This is a genomic window from Bordetella genomosp. 13, from assembly GCF_007679965.1.
In the GTDB taxonomy this organism is placed as follows: domain Bacteria; phylum Pseudomonadota; class Gammaproteobacteria; order Burkholderiales; family Burkholderiaceae_B; genus Bordetella.
This window is the reverse complement of the sequence record NZ_VEHL01000003.1, coordinates 283,418-302,629: the sequence shown is the minus strand read 5'-3', so window position 1 is coordinate 302,629 and position 19,212 is coordinate 283,418. Positions and strand designations below refer to the sequence as shown.

Below are 19,212 nucleotides of genomic sequence, written 5' to 3'. Positions count from 1 at the left end.
GACGGATGCCGATTCCATTGGGTTCGTATCGGCCGATCAATTGCGAACGTGCGGATAGAACGCAGAGGAATGCGTGATGTAGTTGATCAGCGTGCCGTATACCCCGCGGTAGTAACCGAGGAGTTCGTTGTAGATGGCGGAGGCAAATTGCTTCTGTCCCGGGTCGCTTTCCAGATCGAGGTTGGTCCCCTCGAACGTCAGCAGGGCGTGCGGGTCGCGGGCCGGATGGGGGACCTCCCAATCCCCATCGCGGGGTTGCCGCTGCGCCCCCGCGATGCTCTTTTTGTCCTGGAAGACGGTCGAGGGGTTCTTCCCCTCGCTCAACAGGAAAGCGCAGAGGATATTCCAGGACAGTTCCATCAGATTCAGCGCTTTGCCGAGCGAGGGGTCGAGCTTGTATTTTTGCGACAACGCGGATTTCAACGCATCGAGCTCGGTGGAAGGCAGGGACTCGTTCGCCTGTGCGCCGTTCATGAAGAAGTTCTGCGTGTCGATGACGTGGCTGTCCTTCGCCCACGGATCGCAGATGATCGGATCCGAATACACGGCGTAATCCTCGTTGTCGTTCGGGACCCCGTCGATTTCCATGGGCTCCGTCGAGGCCCACCTGAGGCGAATCACGCAGAACGCGTGATCCGCATCCACGGACAGCCGCCAGTAATGCATCGACACGCCGCTCTGGACCAGCCATTCCCTGAGCGAGCCGACGGCCGCCAGCCGCTCCAGCATGCAGAACGCGACCGCCGCGTTCTCGCCGCAGTTGCCGGCGCGATAATAGGCAGCAAGGATGGCGCCGATCCCGGTCGTGAGCGCGTCCCGTTCCAGGACGCTGCTATTACTGGTCGAGTTGCCGTGGTGAGCCATCGCACGCTGCACGTAGTCCCTGATGAGCTTGACGCGCGCATCGGATTCGAACTTGCCGCCCGTGCCATTCCGAATATCGGCGACCTGGTTTGCGGCGCCATATTTCAGTATGAACTTGGTGGCTTTCGCGGCGACGACCGAAATGGTGGCCGCGGCTTTGTTCAGTTGCTTCGTGGTCAGCATGTCCTCTCCTTGCAGCAAGGCTTCAGTCGATGCCGCCAGTCTATGAATGGCAGGCAAGCCTGGCTCGAACAAATCGATGGACATCGCGATACCGAGGATGTCGGCACGGCTGAAAATCGCGGAAATTCCGCCGTTTCGACGAATCGGCTGGATTCGTCGGAGATCGCGTGGCCGGGTCGCCAAACCCATGCCACGCCGCATTCGACCTCTGGGGTCTACACGAAGCTGTTCTCGATGAACCCCAACCCATCGATTTCGATGCGCACGCTGTCCCCCACCCCGAGATAGCGAGGCGGATTCATCCCCATGCCCACCCCTGCCGGCGAGCCGGTGGCGATCACGTCGCCGGGCTGCAGCGTGATGCCCGCCGAACACGTGGCGATCAGGGTCGGGATGTCGAAGATCAGGTCCTCGGTGCGGGCATCCTGGCGCAGCTCTGCGTCCTTCCCGGCGGGCGTGACCCAGCAGCGGATGCGGGTCCTGGCGCCGTCGAACGCATCCGCCGTCACGATCCACGGACCCATCGGGCAGAACGTGTCGAAGGACTTGCCCAGATCCCACTGCTGGTGCCGCATCTGCACGTCGCGCGCGGTGACGTCGTTGACGATGGTGTAGCCGAACACGTGGTCCAGCGCGTCCTCGCGCGCGATGTTCTTGCCCGGCTTGCCGATGACAATGGCCAGTTCGGCCTCGTAGTCGATCTGGGCCGAGACGGGGCCGGGCAGCTGCACCGGCGCATAGGGCCCGATGACCGTCTCGGGCGCCTTGGTGAACACGATGGGCCAGGCGGCGGTATCGCGCGGCGAGTCCTTGAACACCGTGGCCGCCAACTCCTTGGCATGTGCCTTGTAGTTGCGGCCCACGCACCACAGGTTGCGGCGCGGCAGGGGCAGCGGCGCCTCCAGCGTCACGTCCGCCAGGTCGATCGCGTGGTCCTCGATTTGGGGCAGCGCCGCGCCGGACTGCAGCGAACGCTCGATCAGGGACTGCACCCCGCGCTGAGCCGCGTCGGGGGCAAGCCGGTACGGCCGGACCGAGCGCTGGTCGTCCGAGACCACGCCCACCAGGCGCTGCGCGCCGTGCTTGAAGGTTGCGATGCGCATGTCAGTGTCCCTTGCCGTTGGAGGCCGCGCCGGGCTGGTAGACGGGCGCCGGCTGCGTGAAGAACGAACGCAGGATGTGGTAGACCGTGCGGTAGTTCTTCTGCTGGAAGCTCGCGTGGGCGATGCCGGCCATTACCGCGAACTGCTTGTCGCTGTTGGGCAGCAGCCGGAAGAACTCGAACAGGTCTTCCTCGCTGGCGATGCCGTCGTACTCGCCACGCATCACGATAGTAGGCATGGGCATGGCGCGCGGATCGACCAGCGGCAGGTTCGCGCACATGTCCACGTACGTGCCCGTCGGCACCGACGAATCCAGCGTCAGGATCCCGTCGGCGAACGCATCGACCGCGCGGTCCTCGGCGGTACCCGGGTGGTCGCGGTTGAAGATGCTGTGCACGAACGCCCGGTCGATGGGGCGGCGGTTCATGCTGCGCCATTCGTCCAGGCGCCTGGCGCGTTGCTCCAGCGTGGGGCTGCCCTTGCCCGTCCAGACGAACGCATCCAGCGCCAGGCGCGCCACGCGCTCGGGATGTCGCTGCGCGAACAGCGCCGCCTTCAGCGCGCCGGACGAGATGCCATACACCAGCAGCTCGGTCGCGCCGGTGTGCGCCATCAGGTAGGCGCTCGCCGCGGCCAGGTCGTCGGCGCCGTTCGAGATGTCGAAGTTGATGTCGCGGTGCTTGCTGGAACGGCCATAGCCTTCGCAGTCCACGCACCAGGTGTCGTAGCCCTGCGCGGCGAACCAGTCCATCACCGAGGAGTCTTCCCGGCCCGGCACGGTGAGATCGAAGGTGGGCTGGGACGCCATGGATGACCCGTGCACGAACAGGATCGTTCCCGCCTGACGCGCCGGGGCCTTGGGCGGCTTGCGCCACATGAAGAGTTCGACGTCGCCGTCGCGCGTCGTCCAGTGCTCCTCGCCGCCCGACCATTGGACGTCGGGGCGGTCCTCCGTGCTGGCGGAGGCCTGTCTTGCTGTGCTCATGATGCTCGCTCCTTTGGATGAATGGCATGGGCCGCACCCAATGTAGAAGCCGGGCATCGATAAGTAAAATTCTGCTTCTTGAATCTCAGTTAAAGGATTGTTATAGCCGGACAGCAACGTCGCATCGCCGGCGCACTGCGTCGAGGCAGCCTTACTTCGTCCGGCGCGGCTTGGGCGCCCGCGCCACCGCCCGGTGCCGGCCCACCGCCTTGCCGAACATTTCGATGAACACCTTGGCGGGCTCGGCCAACGCCGTGCCGCGGCGCTTGAGCACGCACAGCGGGCGGCTGACCTGCGGCGCCTGCAGCGCGCGCACCGTGACCCGCATCGACGCGGCCAGGCTGCTCATGGTGGACGAGACGAGCGCCACGCCCAGGCCCCGGCTGGCCAGCATCACCGACGTGACGTGGTTGCTTGTCTCGTAGGCCGGGCGCAGGGTCGCCTTGATGCCGACGAAGGCCTCCTCGGCCAGGATGCGCGTGCCGCTGCCGGGCGTGATCACGATGAGGGGGTACTGCGCGATGTCGACCCACCGCACCCGCGCCAGCCGGGCCAAGGGGTGATCCTTCGCGTGCACCACCGAGATCACGTCGTGGCCCAGCGGCAGGCTTTCGAGTTCCGAATTGTCGGGCTGCTCGAACCCCAGCCCGAAATCCACCTCGCGGGTGTAGACACGCTGCACCAGCTCTTCGCGCACGCACTCCCGGAAGCTGACCTCCACGTCCGGCTGCGCCTCGTGAAAATCCGACAGCACGTCGGGCAGTACCGCCGCAGCCAGTGCCGAGGGCAGCGCGACCGTGATGCGCCGCAGCGACAGGTCCACCAGCTGATGGCCGCTGTTCAGCATCCATTGCGCGTCCTGCAGCATGCGCTGCGCCGTGGGCAACAGGGCCTTGCCGGCCGCGGTCAGCGTGACGCTGCGCGAGGTGCGCTCGAACAGCTGCACGCCCAGCCGCTCTTCCAGCTTTCGCACCAGGATGCTCAGGCCCGCCTGGCTGACGTGCATCTGCTCGGCCGCGTACGAGAAACGGCCCACGCTGGCGACGCGGACGAAGGCGTCGAGTTGATGGAGATTCAGATGCATGGCGCAGGGCTCCGACCAGGGATTTCCCGTATTCTGCCCGTGTGGCATCCATAAAGAAACGTGAATCTTCCATCACGTACTCATAATTTACTTATCCAGGTCGGCTGCCTACAGTGGCATCACACCAGCCACCGAGACTCACGATGCCTTACACCGCAATCGAAAAGGTCATGGCCCGGGTCTGTCGAAACCCGGCGCAGCCCGACGGCGTGCCGGCCGATACCCTGGTTTTCCCTGACCCGGACATGGTCATGATCCACGACGGCCTGCTGCGCGAGGCCAAGCAGATGCTCGACGGCATCGGCATCGACCGCATCCACGCCCCCGAGAAGACCATGGTGGTCAGCGACCACGACGTGCTGTACGGCAGCGCGCGCGCCGCCGAACGCGGGGCCTTCAACCGCAAGGCCGCCAAGACCTGGAAGATCCACAACTTCTACGACGCCGGCCAGGGCGGCCATGGCCACATCTTCCCGATGGAGGAAGGCCTGGTGCTGCCGGGCATGTTCTACCTGGACAACGACACGCACGCCACCAACGCCGGCGCGGTGGGCGCGTTCGGCATGCGCGTGGGCAACGAGATCGCCCGCGTGCTGGCCACCGGCACCACCTGGATCACCGTGCCCCGCAGCGTGAAGCTCGAGCTGCGCGGCCGCCTGGCGCCCGGCGTGTACGCCCGCGACGTGGGGTTCTACTTCGCCCGCGCAGTCAAGGCCGGCAGGATTCCCTTCGACCTGGACTACCGCGTGCTGGAATTCGCGGGCGATCTCGACCAGTTCGGCCTGGGCGCCCGCATCGCCCTGTGCAGCACGGCCACGGAAATGCGCGCCGCGGGTGTCTTCGTGCCGCCGTCCGAAGAGATCCTGCGCTATTGCGCCGCGCATGCGAAACGTCCCTACACCCCGGTCTATCCGGACGCCGACGCCCGGTACGAGGCCGTCGGCACGATCGACCTGGCCGACGTCGGCCCGCAGGTCGTGCCCCCCGGCGACGTGACGCTTGCCGGCGACATCGACGCCGCGCTGGACACCGCCATCGACCATGCCTTCATCGGCTCCTGTGGGTCGGGCGCCTATGACGACCTGGTTGTCGCCGCCAGCATCCTCAAGGGACGCAGGCTGCCGCAGGGCCTGCGGCTGTTCGTCGTGCCGGGCACGGAGCGGTCCACCCGCCGCCTGATGTCCGACGGCCTGATGCAGATCTTCATGGATGCGGGCGCGATGGTGCTGCCCGCGGGCTGTGGCCCCTGCAACGACGCCGTGGTGGGGCCCCTGGCCTCGGGCGAGACCTCGATTTCCACCGCCACCAACAGTAACCATGGCCGCTTCGGTCCGCGCGACGCGCGCCTGTTCCTGGGCAGTCCCGCCACCGTTGCCGCGTCGGCCGTGGCCGGACGGATCGCCGACCCGCGCGCCCTGCGCGCGGATGCCGAAGTACTGGCCCTCCTGGAGAACGCCTATGTCTGACTTCGTCTGGGTCATGCGCGGCCGCTGCCGCAAATTCGGCCATGACGTGCCGCACGCCGACGGCATCCTGCCGGCGCACTTCATCACCGCCCGGGAGACCGACCCCGAGGTGCTCAAGCCGCACCTGTTCGAGGACCTGCGCCCGGGCTTCGGGCAGGACTGCCGCCCCGGCGACATCGTGGTCGCCGGGCACCGCTTCGGCAAGGGCCCCAAGGTGCCCGGCTACATCGCCATGAAGGCGCTGGGCCTGGGCCTGGTCTGCGAGTCGATGCCGGTGCAGGCCTACCGGGCCGCGTTGGGCGAAGGCCTGTGCGTGCTGCAGCCCTGCCCCGGCGTGCTGGACCTGTGCGACGACGGCGACCAGCTGGAAGTGGATTTCTCCACCGGCCGTTTCCACAATGAAAAGCGCGGCATGACCACGCAGTTCGCGCCGATTCCTTCCGCCTTGCACGAGCTGGTCACCCACGGCGGCACCTCGGGCTGGCTGCGCAATTGGTGGAGCACCCATCCTGCGCAGGACGCACCGGGTTGAAGCACCCCGGGCTCTTTGCGAGCCCGGCAGGTTCATCGTTCCAAGGAAGCAGTATCCCCGATTTAAGGCCATCCGGAGATCTTCCATGCCTATGCTTCGCCGCCTCTGCCGTCTGGTTGCCCCCTGCGCAGCCGCGTTCTACACCCTCGCCGCCTCCGCGCAGGAGAACCTGCCCGCCTATCCCCAGCCGGGCCAGACCGTGCGCATCATCATCCCCGCCACCGCCGGCGGCACCACCGACATCCTGGCGCGGGTGCTGGCCCGCCACCTGCAGGAAGACTGGAAGGTGCCGGTCATCGTCGACAACAAGCCCGGCGCGGGCGGCGTCATCGGCGCCACCACGCTGCTGGCCGCGCGCGCCGACGGCCATACCGTGATGATGGTGCCCAGCGCCTTCGGCGTGCGCTCGGCCATCGACCATGCCCTGCCCTACGATCCGCTGCGCGACATCGCCGGGGTCGGGCTGATCGCCCGCTCGCCCAGCTTCCTGGTGGTCGCGCCGTCGCAGAAGATCACGACGGTGGACCAGTTGGTCGCCCTGGGCAAGTCGATGCCGGACGGGCTGACCTTCGGCTCGGCCGGCGTGGGCAGCACCGCGCACCTGCACGGTGCGATGTTCGCCCGCGTCTCGGGATTCCAGGCGCTGCACGTGCCCTACCGCGGCACGCCGGAGGCCATCGTCGACGTGATGGGCGGCCGGCTGACGTATGCCTTCGCCCCGGCGCCCAACGTCATCAACCTGGCAAAGAACGGCAGCGTCGTGATCCTGGGCAGCAGCTCGGAGGAAGGCAGCAAGTTCATTCCCGGCACGCCGACCCTGCCGCAGCAGAAGACGCCCGGCTACGACGGCGCGGACTGGTTCGGCTTCGTGGCCTCGTCGAAGATGCCCAAGGCCTATCGCGAGAAGCTCAGCGTGGCGCTGGCCCGCATCGTGCAGCTGCCCGACGTGCGCGAGGCCTTCATCGGCGCCGGCGCAGAGCCGGTCTCCAGCACGTCGGAGGAGATGGACGCCATGCTGCGCAAGTACATCACCGACACGCGCAAGCTGGCCAACGACATGAAGATCACGGTGGATTGATCCCACACCGACGCGCGCGGCGTCCAGTCGCGGGCTTCAGGCGATTCCACCGCCCCCGTCATTGGCCATCCGGCAGCCGTCGTTCACGCACCTCCGGCATCCCGCGGCGGCGTCGCCGAAATCGGTATCAGGATGGTGCAATGAACACCGTCCTCGCCCAGTTCGTACGTGGTCTCGGCGCCCAGCTGGTATGGCAGCGCCCGCTCGATCAATTCGCGGCCCTGCCCGCCGCCGCGCGGGTCCGCTCCCGCCGCGGGCATGGCGACCCCGGTTTCCCTCCAGTCGATGTGCAGCCAGGGCGGGCCGCCCTGCTCCCTGGCCCTCAGAGACCACGTCACCGCCAGACGCGCACCCGGCTGGCCCAACGCCCCGTACTTGACGGCGTTCGTCGCCAGTTCGTGCAGCGCCATCGCAAGGGTCTGCACTGCGGAAGAGCGAAGACGCACACCGCGAGGGCCGCTGAGCCTGACCCGGTCGACCGAGCCGCTCATCGCCGCCAGTTCGGCTTCGATCAATTCGTCGAAGGCGACGCGGTCGTAGTCGTTCAGCCGGGACAACAGGCCCTGCACCCGCGCGAGCGCTTCCAGCCGATCCCGGAAACGCTCGCGGAAATCATCGAGGTCGACACTGGCGCGCGCCGTCTTGTCCGCGACCGAGCGGACAACGCCCATGAGGTTGCGCGTCCGGTGCTGAAGCTCGGCGACCAGCACATGCTGCCGCTCGTCCGTGGCATGGCGCTCCGTCATGTCGCGGCCGACCTTGAGATAGCCCGAGACCTGTCCTTCCGGGCCCGGCAGCGGCGTGACCATTCCCTCGATGAACACGCGGCTGCCGTCCTTGCGGACATGCCACCGCACGTCGGGCGCGCGCCCCTGGTCCCGCGCCACGGCGCGCTCCTTCCGGTCCTCGCCGCGCCGCAGGTCCTCTTCGGTCCACAGCAGCCCGCCATCCCGTCCGATGATCTCGTCGGCACGGTAGCCGAACGCGGCCTCGGCGCCCGCCCACCAGCCGTTCACCCGCCCGTCCGCGTCCAGCGTGAGGATCGCATAATCGCGCGCGGTCTCCATGATGGTCTTCAATCGCGCCTCGCGGTCCCGCAAGGCGATCTCGGCAGCCTTGCGCTCCGTCACGTCCTGCCCGACGCCGCCGATGCGCGCGACCTCGCCGCCTGGCCCGCGCATGGGGAAGTCGGTGTCGCGCAGCCAGCGCACGTTGCCGTCGGGCCGGCGAATGCGATACTCGAAGGCGACGTATTCGCCGGCGCGCGCGCGCTCGATGCATGCCAGCGCGCGCTGGCGGTCTTCCTCGACGACCAGGCTGAGCCAGTTGCCCATGTTGTCGCCGGCCAGCGCCTGCGCGACCGGCACCCCGTAGATCGCCTCGAAAGCGGGGCTCAGGTATTCCCACTGCAGGCGCACGGCGCCCCTGACCCACAGCACGTCTGACGAAGCCTCCCCGAATTGCCGAAGCCGCTCTTCACTGTCGCGCAGTCTCTCGTCGGCCCGCCGCTGCTCGATCAGGTCGGCCGCCTGCCGCGCCAGCAGGTCCAGGAAACGCAGCTGGTCCGCGCTGGGCCGGTGGCCAGAGGCGCGCCAGTGGGTGTTTATCATGCCGATCGGCGTGCCGTCGCGAGCCAGCAGCGGTGTCGCCTGGGCCGAACGCAGGCCGGCCTCGACGTGCATCCTGTGGGCCTCGTCCGTTTCCTGGCGGTCGAAGTCCACGAAGGTGCGCGCGCCGGTCCTCAGGGCGATACCGCACGCGGTGTTGCTGGCGCCGTCGATCCGGCGGAAAAGGTCAGCCATCCTGCCCTCGACGCCTTGCGTCACCAGCAGTTCGAGCGAATGTGACGCGGGACTGTACGCCTGCACCGTGCCGGCGTCGGCCTCCATGATCGCGACCGCGGTGGCCAGGATTTCCTCGAACAGCGCCGGAAGCCTTTCCTCGGTCACCGACCGGTTGGACAGCGCATGCAGCAGGGTCAGTCGTTTCAGTTCCGACTCGAGGTGGGACTTGCTGACCCGCAGCGCGTCGGCATCGCGCTGGCGCTGCGTGATGTCATCGAAGAGAACGGCCACCCGGTTCGGCCCCTCGACCTTGAACGCATAGACGCTCCACCAGCGGCCCAGTGGCGTCGAGTAGTCCTCGAACCTGACCGACTCGCCGCTACGCGCGACGCGTCCGTACACATCGAACCAGAACTGTTCGTGCTCCGGGGCGACGTTGCGCATCCAGCGCCCCGCCCCGTCAACGATGCCTGCCTGCCGCTCGAACGAGGGGCTTACCTCGAGGAAGCGGTAATCGACGGGCCGGTCGTGCTCGTCGAACTTCATTTCGATGATGCAGAAGCCCTGGTCGATCGAATTGAACAAGGCCAGGTACCGCGCCTGCGCTTCGAGCGCCGCGGCCTGCGCACACGCCCGCTCGGTCGCTGCCCATACCCGCTCGGCGGTCTCGTTGAGCAATACGCGGTCATGGTCCGTCCAGCGGCGTTCGTTCGAATCTCCCGCGGCCATCGCCCAGACGAAGTCCCGTTCCACCTTGCGCAGCGCGGCGACGAGCACGGCGTTCATGCCCATCGTGGCGATCGACTGCTTGTCCCGGTCGGACAGCGCGCTGTCGCTGCGCAGATCTTCGACGACCAGGCCCCCGGTTTCCAGCGTGCGCATCGATTCGGGGAAATCCGCGAACCGATATGCGCCGCGGGCGGGAGCGATGCCGCCGTCGTGATATTCGGGGCCGATCCACGCCGTGCCCGCTTCGCGGGAAAAGCGGCAGATGTAGCAGCGGTCGACCTGCAACTGTTCGGCCAGCAGGCGGGTGGCGACGCGCCCGATGGCGTCGGGATCGTCCTGCGCGCGCATCGCGTCGCTGAGCCTGAGCAGGAATGCCTGCCGCTCCTCGTTCTGGCGAAGCACCGTCTCCGCGCGCTTGCGGTCGGTGATCTCGTCGTACAGGACGACGACACGGTCGCCGCCGCGCGGATAGGCGAACACTTCGAACCAGCGGCGAAGCGATGCCATTTCATACTCGATCCGTTCGGGCTTTCCCGTGGCGGCCACCCTGCCGAACGTCTGCGTCCAGATGGGATCGAGGTCGGCCAACACATCGCTTGCACGGCGGCCTTCTGCCTGCACCACGGGGATGCCCGACAGGCGTTCGAAGGTCGGATTGAATTCGAGGCAGAGCAAGTCGACCGCACGGCCCTGCGCGTCGCGCACGAGCTCCAGCTCGCAATAGCCTTGCCCCATGGCTTGGAACAGCGCGCGATACTTGTTGTGTTCGCCGCCGCGAAAGGCGGACTTGGAAGACGGCCCCGGCAACCATTGCACCGCTTCCCGTTCGAACGCCCGCGCGCTGGCCGCCGTCGCCTCCGTCGATGGCGCGACCGCGCCCAGCGCGGTCGCGATCTGGCGCGCGAGCAGACCGAGGAAAGTTCGGTAGCTGTCGTCGAACACCAGCCGCGGACTGATGCCGGCAACGAGAAACCCGGCGAGCCCGTCGCTTGCGGTCCGCGCCAACGGCAGGACGAGCGCGTCTCGCGGGGGCTCCGGCCACGCGCCTTTGCAGGCCATGACTGGGCGTGATCGGAGAGCGTCGACATGGACGGGAACGCCCCGGGCGGACACCTCGCGGAAAGGCCAGGCCGCCCTCTCGCCCGGCTCGACGCGCACCAGGTCGGCAGGCACCGGCCGCTCGATGCCCGTCATCGCCGCCAGGCGAGCGGTCTGCTGTCCCTCATCCAGCAGGTACAGAAGCGCAAACGGCAAGTCACGCGGATTATCGGCCAGCACAGCGGCCACCGCATCGCACGCCTGCCCCGTCGTCCGCGCCTTTGCCGTCCGATCGCCCAGCGCTGCCACCATCGCCAGGCGTCGGTCCCCGAGCACCCGCGGCGTCTCTTCGACGCCGGTGCAGAACACCCCGCGGATCGAGCCGGCGTCGTCAAGTACGGGACCGTACGAGAAGGTCATGTAGACCTCTTCGGGAAAGCCGTTGCGCGTCATCGCCATCTCGAACCGCTCGATCCTGGAGGACACGCCTTCGTCCATCACCGCGTCGGCCTGCCTGCCAAAGACCGCCCAGGCATCTGCCCAGCAATGGGCGGCGGGCTGGCCAAGATCCCACGGATGCCGCGAGCCCAGCAGCGGGACGCAGGCGTCGTTGTACAACTGGACGAGATCCGGCCCCCACCATACCAGCGTCGGATGGCGCGAACCCAGCATGATCTCGATGGCGGACGACAGGCTGCGCGGCCATGCAGACGGTGAGCCCAGCGGCGTATGCGACCAATCGTGCGCCTGGATGCGCGCCCGCATCTCGCCCCCGGTCAGGAGGTGGAGCGGTGCTTCACTTTCGTTCACTGGTGGATCGGACACAAAGGCTCCCGGCACGCCGGTGCGAAGATTGCACGAGGCAGGCAATCCGCATGCGGCGTGCCAGGACTGCTCATGGGCGAACCGGCCGGCCTGTCCGGCAGCGCCGTCAGGCCGCCGCGAGCAGCATTGACAGAACCCCAACCAACTAGTAGATTGAATGCCTGCAACGCGTCCACCGGGGCTCACCAGGCCAATGCGTGCCGCCCCGCAATGGCCCCCGCCGCCGCGGTGATCGAGATCGCGACGACATACCAGATGGCGACGAAAGCCGTCCCGTCGTTGACGCAGGCGACCGTGTACACCAACGCCGCCAGCGAACCGGCCAGGATGCCGGCCACCGCGCCGGCGGAAGAAAGCCGCGTGGGAATGCCTCGGCGCAATCCCGCCAGGATGAGGGCGAGGCCGGGCAGCGACGCCGCGACGATGACGGCCACGCAGCGCGCGGCGGAGAACTGCTGTACGCCCAGCAGCGGAAACCCCGTACGGTCGAGCAGCAGGCCCGCCAGCAGGAACAGGATCCCCGGCAGCAACGCCCGCACGGGCCGTACGGGCGCGCCCGGGATCCCCGCCGCACGCACCAGACTGATGCCGCCCAGGATGATCGAGACCATCGCCACGACCTTGAACTGGAACACCCACGTCGGCAGTATCGCCGGCAGGTCCGTCCGTATCTCCGACAGGCCGATCACCACCAGCAGCGCCGCCACCAACGCCAGCGCCAAGCCCAATCCGAGCGCCCGGCCGAACGGCATGGCGGCATGAGATGTCGTGGGGGCCTGTCCGGCCTCGCTGGACAGGCGCTGGATCAGCGCGTCCGTCCGCATGACTTCCGCTTCTTCTTTCGTGTTCGCCATGTCTTCAATCCTTGGCCATCGCCATCAGTCTCTTCAACGCCCGGTGGAACGCCACCCTGACGGCGCCTTCTTTCATGCCCAGCCGGTCAGCCGCTTCGCTTGGCGATGCGCCGTCCACGCCGATGGCGCGGGCAACCGACTGCTGCGCCGGCGGCAGCTCCGAAAGCATGCGTTCCACGTCGACGTGCATCGCCGGATCGTGCTGGCCCGAGGCGGGCAGCGCCGACCACTGCGCATCGTCGAAGTCCACCCTGCCCCGCGCGTCCTTGCGCAGGCGCCGCGCGGCATCGATGATCTTGTAGCGCGCGATCGCGTCCAGCCACGGCATGAGCGGTCGCTCGGCATGCCACTGGTCGCGCCGGGTATGGATCGCGATCAGGATCTCCTGCACCACGTCCTCGGCCTCGGCGGGATCCAGCCCGAACGTGCGCAATCGATACCGGACGATCCGGCGCAGGTACGCCGACAGGTCTTGAAGGAACTGTTCGTACGCCAGGCGATCGCCCGCCCGCCCCTTGCGCACGGCCGCCGCCCAAGCACTTTCCTGACTCTGCGATTCCACGCCGAATGCCCCGTCCTTATCCTCGCGTCATGGGTGCCTTGCCCATCAGCGTGGCCGACCTACGGCCGGACCCCGCCGCCGTTCCAGGACGGCCAGCGTAGCACTGCGCCCGGGCGGCCGGTGCGCGGCACGGAAACGGAGCGGAGGTCGACCAGGCGCTCTGCACGCATCCGCCTTCAACGCGCCGGCTTGCCCGCAGCCGCCAGGATCAGGTCCGCGATCTCTTTCGGATGCGAGACCAGCGAGAGATGGCCCGACTCCAGTTCGACCGTCGTCGCGTTCATGCGTTTCGCCAGGAATCGCTGCAGGTCGGGCGCCGTCGTGGTGTCGTCTTTCGAGACCGCGTACCAGGACGGCTTGGTGTGCCATGCGGCGGTCGTGGTCTTGCCGCCGAACAGCGTCGCGGCGATCGGCTGCTGCACGGCGTAGAGCGTCTTTGCCTTCCCGGCGGGGACGCCGTTGGCGAAGTAACGCAGGAACGCGTCCTCTTCGATGGTTGAGAACCCGTTCTTCTCCTTCACGCCGGCACGGACCGGCATCGTCGGAAACTTGGCGGACAGCGCGACGAAGTCTTCGCCGGCATCCGGCGCGCGCGCGGCGACGTAGACCAGGCCGGTGACCTTCGGATCGCCGCCGGCTTCGGTGATGACGGTGCCTGCGTACGAGTGTCCGGCCAGCACCGTGGGCCCGTCCACCATGGCCAGGGCGCGCTGCGTCGCCGCGACGTCGTCGGACAGCGACGTCAGTGGGTTCTGGACCGAGATGACCTTCAGCCCCGCGGCTTGGAGATAGGGAATGACGTCGGCCCAGCTGGAGCCATCGGCCCAGGCGCCGTGGACCAGGACGACGTTCTTCGCCTGGACGGGAGCCGGGGGCTGGGCGGAGGCGGCGCCGCTGGCGGCAGCGAAAGACAGGCCAAAGGCCAGCGCAACGGTGGAAATCAGTGCTTTCATGGGAGTCCTCCTGAGGAAGAAGCGGGATGCTTCATGAGGACTATTCGTCGGGGCGGTGCGTGTTGTTACGTCGGCGGAAAATTTTTTTCGCGGCAGCCGCGCCCCGTCGCGCGGGTCCGAGCTCGAACCATCAATCGCGTCATACCCGCCCATTACCCGCCACTGACGGCATCACCTGGGGATTCAGTCCCGTCAATACGGGTATGCTTGCCGATCCCCTTCTTCATATGCCGGGATCGAATACCGATGGACCTGCTCAGCGCCATGCGATCGTTCGTGCGTGTCTACGAGACCCGTTCGTTCAGCGCGGCAGCCAAGGGCCTGAACCTGGGCCAGCCTTCGGTCTCCAAGGCCATGGCGCAGCTCGAGCAGGAGCTCGGCGTCCAACTTTTCCTGCGCTCGACGCGCGGCCTCACGCCGACCGATGCCGGGCATCACTTCTACGAGCATGCGGCCCGTACGCTGGAAGACGCCGACCTGGCCGTGAAGTCGGTCAAAGGCGCGGACGCACCGCTGACGGGCAGGCTGCGTGTCAGTAGCACCATCACGTTCATGCGGCAGCACATCATTCCAAAGTTGCCCATCTTCATGGCGCAACATCCCGGCCTGTCCATCGACCTGCTGCTGGACGATGGAAACATCGGCCTCGTGGAGGAAGGCGCCGAAGTCGCCCTGCGCATGGGCAAGCTGGCGAGCTCCAACCTGACGGCGCGCAAGATAGGCCAATGCCGCCGCATCGTCGTCGCCACGCCCGGGTACCTGGAGAAACACGGCATGCCCAACGCGCCGAGCGATCTCGCCGGGCACGCGGCCATCGTCCTGTCTCGCGACGAAGGCGGCGACCGCATCGCCTTTGCCAACGGCGACGCCTCGGCCGAGGTCGTGCTTCGGCCCAGGCTGCGCGTCAGTGCATTGGAGGGGCTCCGAGCCGCGGTGCTGGCCGGCCTGGGCGTGGCCGTCGCCAGCGAGTGGATCATCCAGGACGAGCTGGACGGCGGCCAGCTCGTCGAGGTCCTTGCCGGCTGGAGCATGCCGCCCCTGGACCTGTGGGTGGTGTTGCCGGGCGGGGCGCGCCGCGCCAGCCCGAAGGCCCGCGCCTTCATCGCCTTCGTCGAGGAACAGTTGGCGGCGACGCGATACGGCGTGCGCTGAACCAGAAGCCCCCTGACGCTCTGCGAGACGCCGCGCGGATCGGCCTCAGAAGGTGGTGCCGAGGGCGCTCATGAACGTGTCCATCCGCGCATCCAGATCACGCCGGGTGTCCGCCCATGCCGGAACCGTCTCCAGCAGGCGCTGCTGCCACGCCCAGAGATTCGGGAATTCGGCGAAAGGCGCCTTGGTCCGGTGAACCTGGGAGAATGGCGCCGCGATATCGATGTCCGCCAGCGTGAGCGCGTCGCCGACGATGAACGTCCGGTTCGCGAGATGGGCGTCGAGCACCGACGATGCTGCCCGAATGTTCTCGAGCAGGAGACTGACGATCGAGACATCCTCGCCGCGCCCCATCGCGCGCCCGGCGACGCGCTGGTTGAAGAGCAGCGTCGAGAAGACGCGCCACTGTTCGCCGGACCAGAACATCCACTGCAGGACCTCGTAGCGTTCGGCCGCGTTCCTGCCCAGCAGCGGCGAGCCGGCCTTCTCGGCCAGGTAGAGGTTGATCGCCGACGCTTCCCAGATGATCGTGTCGCCGTCCTGCAGCACCGGCGTCAGCCCGTGGGGATTGAGTTTCAGGAATTCCGGCGTATGGCTCTCGCCGTTGAAGAGATCGACGTTCACGCGCTCGACGTCGATGCCCATGATTCTTGCAGCGACAATGACGCGGCGTAGGCTGCCCGAGCCCAGGTCGCCATGAATCTTGATGGTCATATCTGTACCTTTCGTGGAAGTAGCGCCACGGATCGTGGCCAGAACGAAAGATAGGCGCCCGACCTTCGCGGCAGAAGCATCCGGCAGGGCATGACATTTATTCAAGCCGGGAATATGCCGCGGGAAGGATGGCGGCCCGCTCCGACAATGCCCGCTGCGCCGCGCGCGCGAAGCGGAACGCCAGGTGCGGGTGCGTGCTGTTTTCCGAGAACGCCACGCAGATCGGGCTGGCCATCTCCAGGGTGAAAGGCAGCACGCCGACGCGCCTGGGATCGGCGCTGCCGGCGGTCAGGCTGTCCACCACGGCCAGGCCCAGTCCCGACGCGGCAAGCTGCAGGGACACGTGGGTCTGCTCCACCGCCATGTGCCGCGACGTATCCACGCCATGGTCGGCGCAGCGCAGCGCCAGCATCGCGCCCAGGGGGTGCTGGCGTTCGGGCACGAACACGGTCTGGCCGCTCAATGCCTCGAGATCCAGGCTCGTCCGGCCGGCCAGCCCATGCCCGAGCGGAACGACGCACACCAGGGTGGTGGAGCCTATGGTTTCCTGGTGGATCAGCGGATACGCCTGCGGCGTGTGAAAGACCAGCCCGATGTCGGCCTTGCGCAGCGCGAGGCCTGCCAGGATCTGGCTGGAGTACCCCGTCTTGACCGTGACCTGGGCCTGCGGATGCGCCTGCAGCAGCGTCTGCATGGCGGAAGGCACCAGTTCCATGGCCAGCGCGGGCGCGGCCAGCACGCGCAATCGTTCGTGGCCGCTCTGGCGCAGGTTCAGCGCCAGGTGCTTCACGGCCTCCAGCTGGCCATGCAGCTTCTCGACTTCCGCCGCCAGCGCCAGGGCTTCCGGCGTGGGCGCCAGCCGGCCCTTGATGCGCTGGAAGAGGCTGTATCCCAACTGCAATTGCAGGCTGTTGACGGCCTGCGTGACGGCAGGCTGGGTCATGTTCAGCATGCGCGCCGCGGCGCTCAGCGTGCCGCAGACCATCACGGCGTGGAAGACCTCGAGATGCCGCAGGCGCATGGCGGTTCCCTTGCTGGATTTGAATTCGCACCATTATGGTGAAAATCCATAAGTAAACCTATAGGTATCTAAGCGGATCCTTAGTGGTTTGCTTGAACCGGTATCCCTACACTGTCCATGCCGGCCAATGCTCTCGGACCGAGCCGGCATCCAACGATACTTTCTATATTCCAGGGGAAACCGACATGAACCGCTCCGATGCGCCGCCCAGCCCGCGCCGACCCGCCCTGCGCGCCCTTTTTGCCGCGGTCCTGGCCGTCGCCGCCACCCTGTCCGGACCCGCCCAGGCCTCCGACTGGCCCCGGGACAAGCCGGTCGAACTGATCGTGCCCTACCCGGCCGGCGGCAGTTCGGACGTGATCGCCCGCCTGCTGGCCAAGTCGCTCGGCGAAACGCTCAAGCAGTCGTTCGTGGTCGTCAACAAGTCGGGCGCCGCCACCGCCATCGGCACCGCCTACGTCGCCCGGTCGAACAACGACGGCTATACCCTGCTGCTGGCGGACGGCCCCTTCGTGGTCAACCCGGCCGCCAACCCGCGCGTGCCCTACGACCCCGTCGACGATTTCGCGCCCGTCGCCATCGTCGGCACGTCGCCGTCGTTCCTGTATGTGCCGGTCGGCCGCTACGACAGCCTGCAGGCCTTCCTCGACGCCGCGCGCGCCAGGCCGGGCCAGCTCAGCGCGGCCAGCGCCGGCGCCGGAACCCTCTCGCACCTGCTGTTCGAAGTCATGATGAAAGAGGCGAACGTCAAGCTCAACCACATCCCCTATCGCGGCTCCGCGCCGGCGATGACCGACACGGTGGCGGGCACGGTGGACGCATCGTTCTCCTCCTACGCATCGGCGCAGCCCTTCGTGGCGTCGGGCAAGCTGAAGGTGCTGGCCATGACGGCGCCGCAACCGCTCGCGGCCTTTCCCGGCGTGCCCACCTTCAAGGACGCCGGCATGCCCGCGATGACCTTCGAGACGTGGTGGGGCGTGCTGGGCCCCAAGGGCATGCCGGCGGATGCCACCAGCAAGCTGAACGCGGCGCTCGGCAAGGCGCTGCAGGATCCCGCCATCCTGAAGCAGTTCGAGGTCCTGAGCGTCGTGCCGGGCCTGACTACCCCGCAGGCCTTCGGGCAGACCATCCAGCGCGACTTCACGCACTGGAAAGACGTCGTCAAGAAAAGCGGCATCGTCATCGAGTAAAGGAGACACGCAACATGAATCATCCCTCCGCGACCCGCCCGACCGGCGAACTGTCGGCCCTGTGCGACGCCCCCCTCAGCTTCATGGGCGTGCCGCACGTACGCCAGTTGGAAGGCAGCCGCGCCGCCATCCTGGGCCTGCCGTTCGACTGCGGCACGCATCCATTCCGCATCGGCGGCCGACAGGGCCCGCAGTCCGTCCGCGAGCAATCGCGGCTGATGCGCACCTTCAACCCCGAACTGGCCGACTACAACCCGCTGGCGCGCCTGGGCCTGGTGGACTGCGGCAACGTGAAACTGGTGCCCAGCCAGATCCACGCGGCCTTCGACGCCATCGAACAGGCCGTCGGCGCCATCGCGGATGCCGGCGCGGTGCCCATCACCTTCGGCGGCGACGGCAGCGTGTCGCTGCCCGCGGTGCGCGCCGTCGGCAAGCGCCATCCGGGGCTGGCTCTCGTCCACCTGGACTCCCATGCCGACACCAATCCGTTCGTGCCGGGCAACGAGTACAACGCCGGCACGCAGTTCACCCATGCCGCCCTGGAAGGCCTGCTCGACATGAGCCGCGCCTTCCACATCGGCATGCGCGGCACCACGTTCACGCAGCACGTGATTCCGCATGCCACGTTCCTCGGCTACCAGGTCATCCCGCAGAACCAGCTGCTGACCCAAGGCATCGCCGCCACGCTGGCCGAGGTGAAGGCGCAGGTCGGCGACGCGCCGGTCTACTTCTGCCTGGACATGGACTGCATCGACCCCTCCGCCGCGCCCGGGGTGTGCGCGCCCAGCTGGGGCGGCCTGTCGGCGCGCGAAGCGATCGCCTTCGTGCGCGAGATGGCTGGACTGAACATCGTGGCGGTGGACATCAACACGGTCAGTCCGCCGCACGACGTCAACGGCGCCGCGGCCGCGCTGGCCGGGGCGCTGGCATATGAAACCCTGGTGCTGCTTTGCAAGCGTTTCGGGCTGGACCATCCCGACCCGGTGCCCGACTTCGCAGCGCGGTATCCGGGGTATCGCAAGGCGGTATAGCTGTCGCGGCGCAATGAAAGAAGGCGCCGCGGCGCCTTCTCCCTTGCCTTCGCGAGAACGCCCT

At 67.6% G+C, this 19,212-nt stretch carries 16 protein-coding genes; 6 read left to right on the top strand and 10 right to left on the bottom strand.

Going from position 1 to position 19,212, the window contains the following annotated elements:
- Positions 1 to 36: 36 nt before the first annotated feature.
- From FS845_RS10045 to FS845_RS10030, 4 genes are all read right to left on the bottom strand, one after another.
- On the bottom strand, positions 37 to 1,236 hold the full coding sequence (locus tag FS845_RS10045; protein WP_144633794.1) for a hypothetical protein: 1,200 nt from the start codon (positions 1,234 to 1,236) through the stop codon (positions 37 to 39).
- A 26-nt stretch (positions 1,237 to 1,262) separates the two neighbouring features.
- A complete protein-coding gene (locus FS845_RS10040; RefSeq protein WP_144633791.1) occupies positions 1,263 to 2,150 on the bottom strand; it encodes a fumarylacetoacetate hydrolase family protein in 888 nt (295 codons plus the stop codon).
- 1 nt (position 2,151) lies between these two features.
- Complete coding sequence (locus FS845_RS10035; protein ID WP_144633788.1) at positions 2,152 to 3,135, bottom strand: alpha/beta hydrolase; 984 nt, start codon at positions 3,133 to 3,135, stop codon at positions 2,152 to 2,154.
- A 151-nt stretch (positions 3,136 to 3,286) separates the two neighbouring features.
- Positions 3,287 to 4,219, bottom strand: coding sequence for a LysR family transcriptional regulator (locus FS845_RS10030; protein ID WP_186332224.1), 933 nt, complete (start codon positions 4,217 to 4,219; stop codon positions 3,287 to 3,289).
- A gap of 143 nt (positions 4,220 to 4,362) precedes the next feature.
- Here FS845_RS10030 and FS845_RS10025 point away from each other — a divergent pair, with 143 nt between their 5' ends.
- The 3 genes from FS845_RS10025 to FS845_RS10015 all read left to right on the top strand — a co-directional run bounded on the left by FS845_RS10025 (position 4,363) and on the right by FS845_RS10015 (position 7,295).
- Positions 4,363 to 5,685, top strand: coding sequence for a 3-isopropylmalate dehydratase large subunit (locus FS845_RS10025; RefSeq protein ID WP_144633782.1), 1,323 nt, complete (start codon positions 4,363 to 4,365; stop codon positions 5,683 to 5,685).
- Positions 5,678 to 6,217 (top strand): hypothetical protein, encoded by a 540-nt coding sequence (locus FS845_RS10020; protein WP_144633779.1) that lies wholly within the window; start codon positions 5,678 to 5,680, stop codon positions 6,215 to 6,217. The genes FS845_RS10025 and FS845_RS10020 overlap by 8 nt, the downstream gene beginning before the upstream one ends.
- An 85-nt stretch (positions 6,218 to 6,302) precedes the next feature.
- Complete coding sequence (locus FS845_RS10015; RefSeq protein ID WP_144633776.1) at positions 6,303 to 7,295, top strand: Bug family tripartite tricarboxylate transporter substrate binding protein; 993 nt, start codon at positions 6,303 to 6,305, stop codon at positions 7,293 to 7,295.
- A gap of 83 nt (positions 7,296 to 7,378) precedes the next feature.
- Here FS845_RS10015 and FS845_RS10010 read toward each other — a convergent pair whose 3' ends face one another.
- The 4 genes from FS845_RS10010 to FS845_RS09995 form a co-directional block, all read right to left on the bottom strand.
- On the bottom strand, positions 7,379 to 11,656 hold the full coding sequence (locus FS845_RS10010) for a PAS domain S-box protein (RefSeq protein ID WP_144633773.1): 4,278 nt from the start codon (positions 11,654 to 11,656) through the stop codon (positions 7,379 to 7,381).
- 197 nt (positions 11,657 to 11,853) lie between these two features.
- A complete protein-coding gene (locus FS845_RS10005) occupies positions 11,854 to 12,525 on the bottom strand; it encodes an NrsF family protein (protein WP_144633770.1) in 672 nt (223 codons plus the stop codon).
- Between the two features lie 4 nt (positions 12,526 to 12,529).
- Entirely contained in the window at positions 12,530 to 13,087 is a 558-nt protein-coding gene (locus tag FS845_RS10000; protein ID WP_144633767.1) for a sigma-70 family RNA polymerase sigma factor, read from the bottom strand.
- Between the two features lie 176 nt (positions 13,088 to 13,263).
- Complete coding sequence (locus FS845_RS09995) at positions 13,264 to 14,040, bottom strand: alpha/beta fold hydrolase (protein ID WP_144633764.1); 777 nt, start codon at positions 14,038 to 14,040, stop codon at positions 13,264 to 13,266.
- A 246-nt stretch (positions 14,041 to 14,286) separates the two neighbouring features.
- On the opposite strand from FS845_RS09995, the gene FS845_RS09990 reads away from it, so the two are divergent.
- Positions 14,287 to 15,192, top strand: a complete 906-nt coding sequence (locus FS845_RS09990; RefSeq protein WP_144633761.1) for a LysR family transcriptional regulator — start codon at positions 14,287 to 14,289, stop codon at positions 15,190 to 15,192.
- A 45-nt stretch (positions 15,193 to 15,237) separates the two neighbouring features.
- On the opposite strand, the gene FS845_RS09985 is transcribed toward FS845_RS09990, so the two are convergent.
- Together FS845_RS09985 and FS845_RS09980 are read right to left on the bottom strand one after the other, a co-directional pair.
- The gene (locus FS845_RS09985) at positions 15,238 to 15,906 is read right to left on the bottom strand and encodes a glutathione S-transferase family protein (RefSeq protein ID WP_144633758.1); all 669 of its coding nucleotides are present in this window, start codon (positions 15,904 to 15,906) and stop codon (positions 15,238 to 15,240) included.
- Between the two features lie 97 nt (positions 15,907 to 16,003).
- Entirely contained in the window at positions 16,004 to 16,927 is a 924-nt protein-coding gene (locus tag FS845_RS09980; RefSeq protein WP_144633755.1) for a LysR family transcriptional regulator, read from the bottom strand.
- A gap of 185 nt (positions 16,928 to 17,112) precedes the next feature.
- On the opposite strand from FS845_RS09980, the gene FS845_RS09975 reads away from it, so the two are divergent.
- Positions 17,113 to 18,117 (top strand): Bug family tripartite tricarboxylate transporter substrate binding protein, encoded by a 1,005-nt coding sequence (locus FS845_RS09975; RefSeq protein WP_144633752.1) that lies wholly within the window; start codon positions 17,113 to 17,115, stop codon positions 18,115 to 18,117.
- Positions 18,118 to 18,200: 83 nt separating this feature from the next.
- Complete coding sequence (locus FS845_RS09970; protein WP_409929283.1) at positions 18,201 to 19,148, top strand: arginase family protein; 948 nt, start codon at positions 18,201 to 18,203, stop codon at positions 19,146 to 19,148.
- Positions 19,149 to 19,212 lie beyond the last annotated feature (64 nt).

What these genes read in the sequence shown, in the direction of transcription:
- FS845_RS09970 (WP_409929283.1), top strand. Translation starts at nt 18,201, where the DNA reads ATGGGCGTGCCGCACGTACGCCAGTTGGAAGGCAGCCGCGCCGCCATC.
- FS845_RS09980 (WP_144633755.1), bottom strand. Translation starts at nt 16,927, where the DNA reads ATGCGCCTGCGGCATCTCGAGGTCTTCCACGCCGTGATGGTCTGCGGC.
- FS845_RS10025 (WP_144633782.1), top strand. Translation starts at nt 4,363, where the DNA reads ATGCCTTACACCGCAATCGAAAAGGTCATGGCCCGGGTCTGTCGAAAC.
- FS845_RS10040 (WP_144633791.1), bottom strand. Translation starts at nt 2,150, where the DNA reads ATGCGCATCGCAACCTTCAAGCACGGCGCGCAGCGCCTGGTGGGCGTG.
- FS845_RS09995 (WP_144633764.1), bottom strand. Translation starts at nt 14,040, where the DNA reads ATGAAAGCACTGATTTCCACCGTTGCGCTGGCCTTTGGCCTGTCTTTC.
- FS845_RS09990 (WP_144633761.1), top strand. Translation starts at nt 14,287, where the DNA reads ATGGACCTGCTCAGCGCCATGCGATCGTTCGTGCGTGTCTACGAGACC.
- FS845_RS09985 (WP_144633758.1), bottom strand. Translation starts at nt 15,906, where the DNA reads ATGACCATCAAGATTCATGGCGACCTGGGCTCGGGCAGCCTACGCCGC.
- FS845_RS10005 (WP_144633770.1), bottom strand. Translation starts at nt 12,525, where the DNA reads ATGGCGAACACGAAAGAAGAAGCGGAAGTCATGCGGACGGACGCGCTG.
- FS845_RS10020 (WP_144633779.1), top strand. Translation starts at nt 5,678, where the DNA reads ATGTCTGACTTCGTCTGGGTCATGCGCGGCCGCTGCCGCAAATTCGGC.
- FS845_RS09975 (WP_144633752.1), top strand. Translation starts at nt 17,113, where the DNA reads ATGAACCGCTCCGATGCGCCGCCCAGCCCGCGCCGACCCGCCCTGCGC.
- FS845_RS10045 (WP_144633794.1), bottom strand. Translation starts at nt 1,236, where the DNA reads ATGGGTTTGGCGACCCGGCCACGCGATCTCCGACGAATCCAGCCGATT.
- FS845_RS10015 (WP_144633776.1), top strand. Translation starts at nt 6,303, where the DNA reads ATGCCTATGCTTCGCCGCCTCTGCCGTCTGGTTGCCCCCTGCGCAGCC.
- FS845_RS10030 (WP_186332224.1), bottom strand. Translation starts at nt 4,219, where the DNA reads ATGCATCTGAATCTCCATCAACTCGACGCCTTCGTCCGCGTCGCCAGC.
- FS845_RS10035 (WP_144633788.1), bottom strand. Translation starts at nt 3,135, where the DNA reads ATGAGCACAGCAAGACAGGCCTCCGCCAGCACGGAGGACCGCCCCGAC.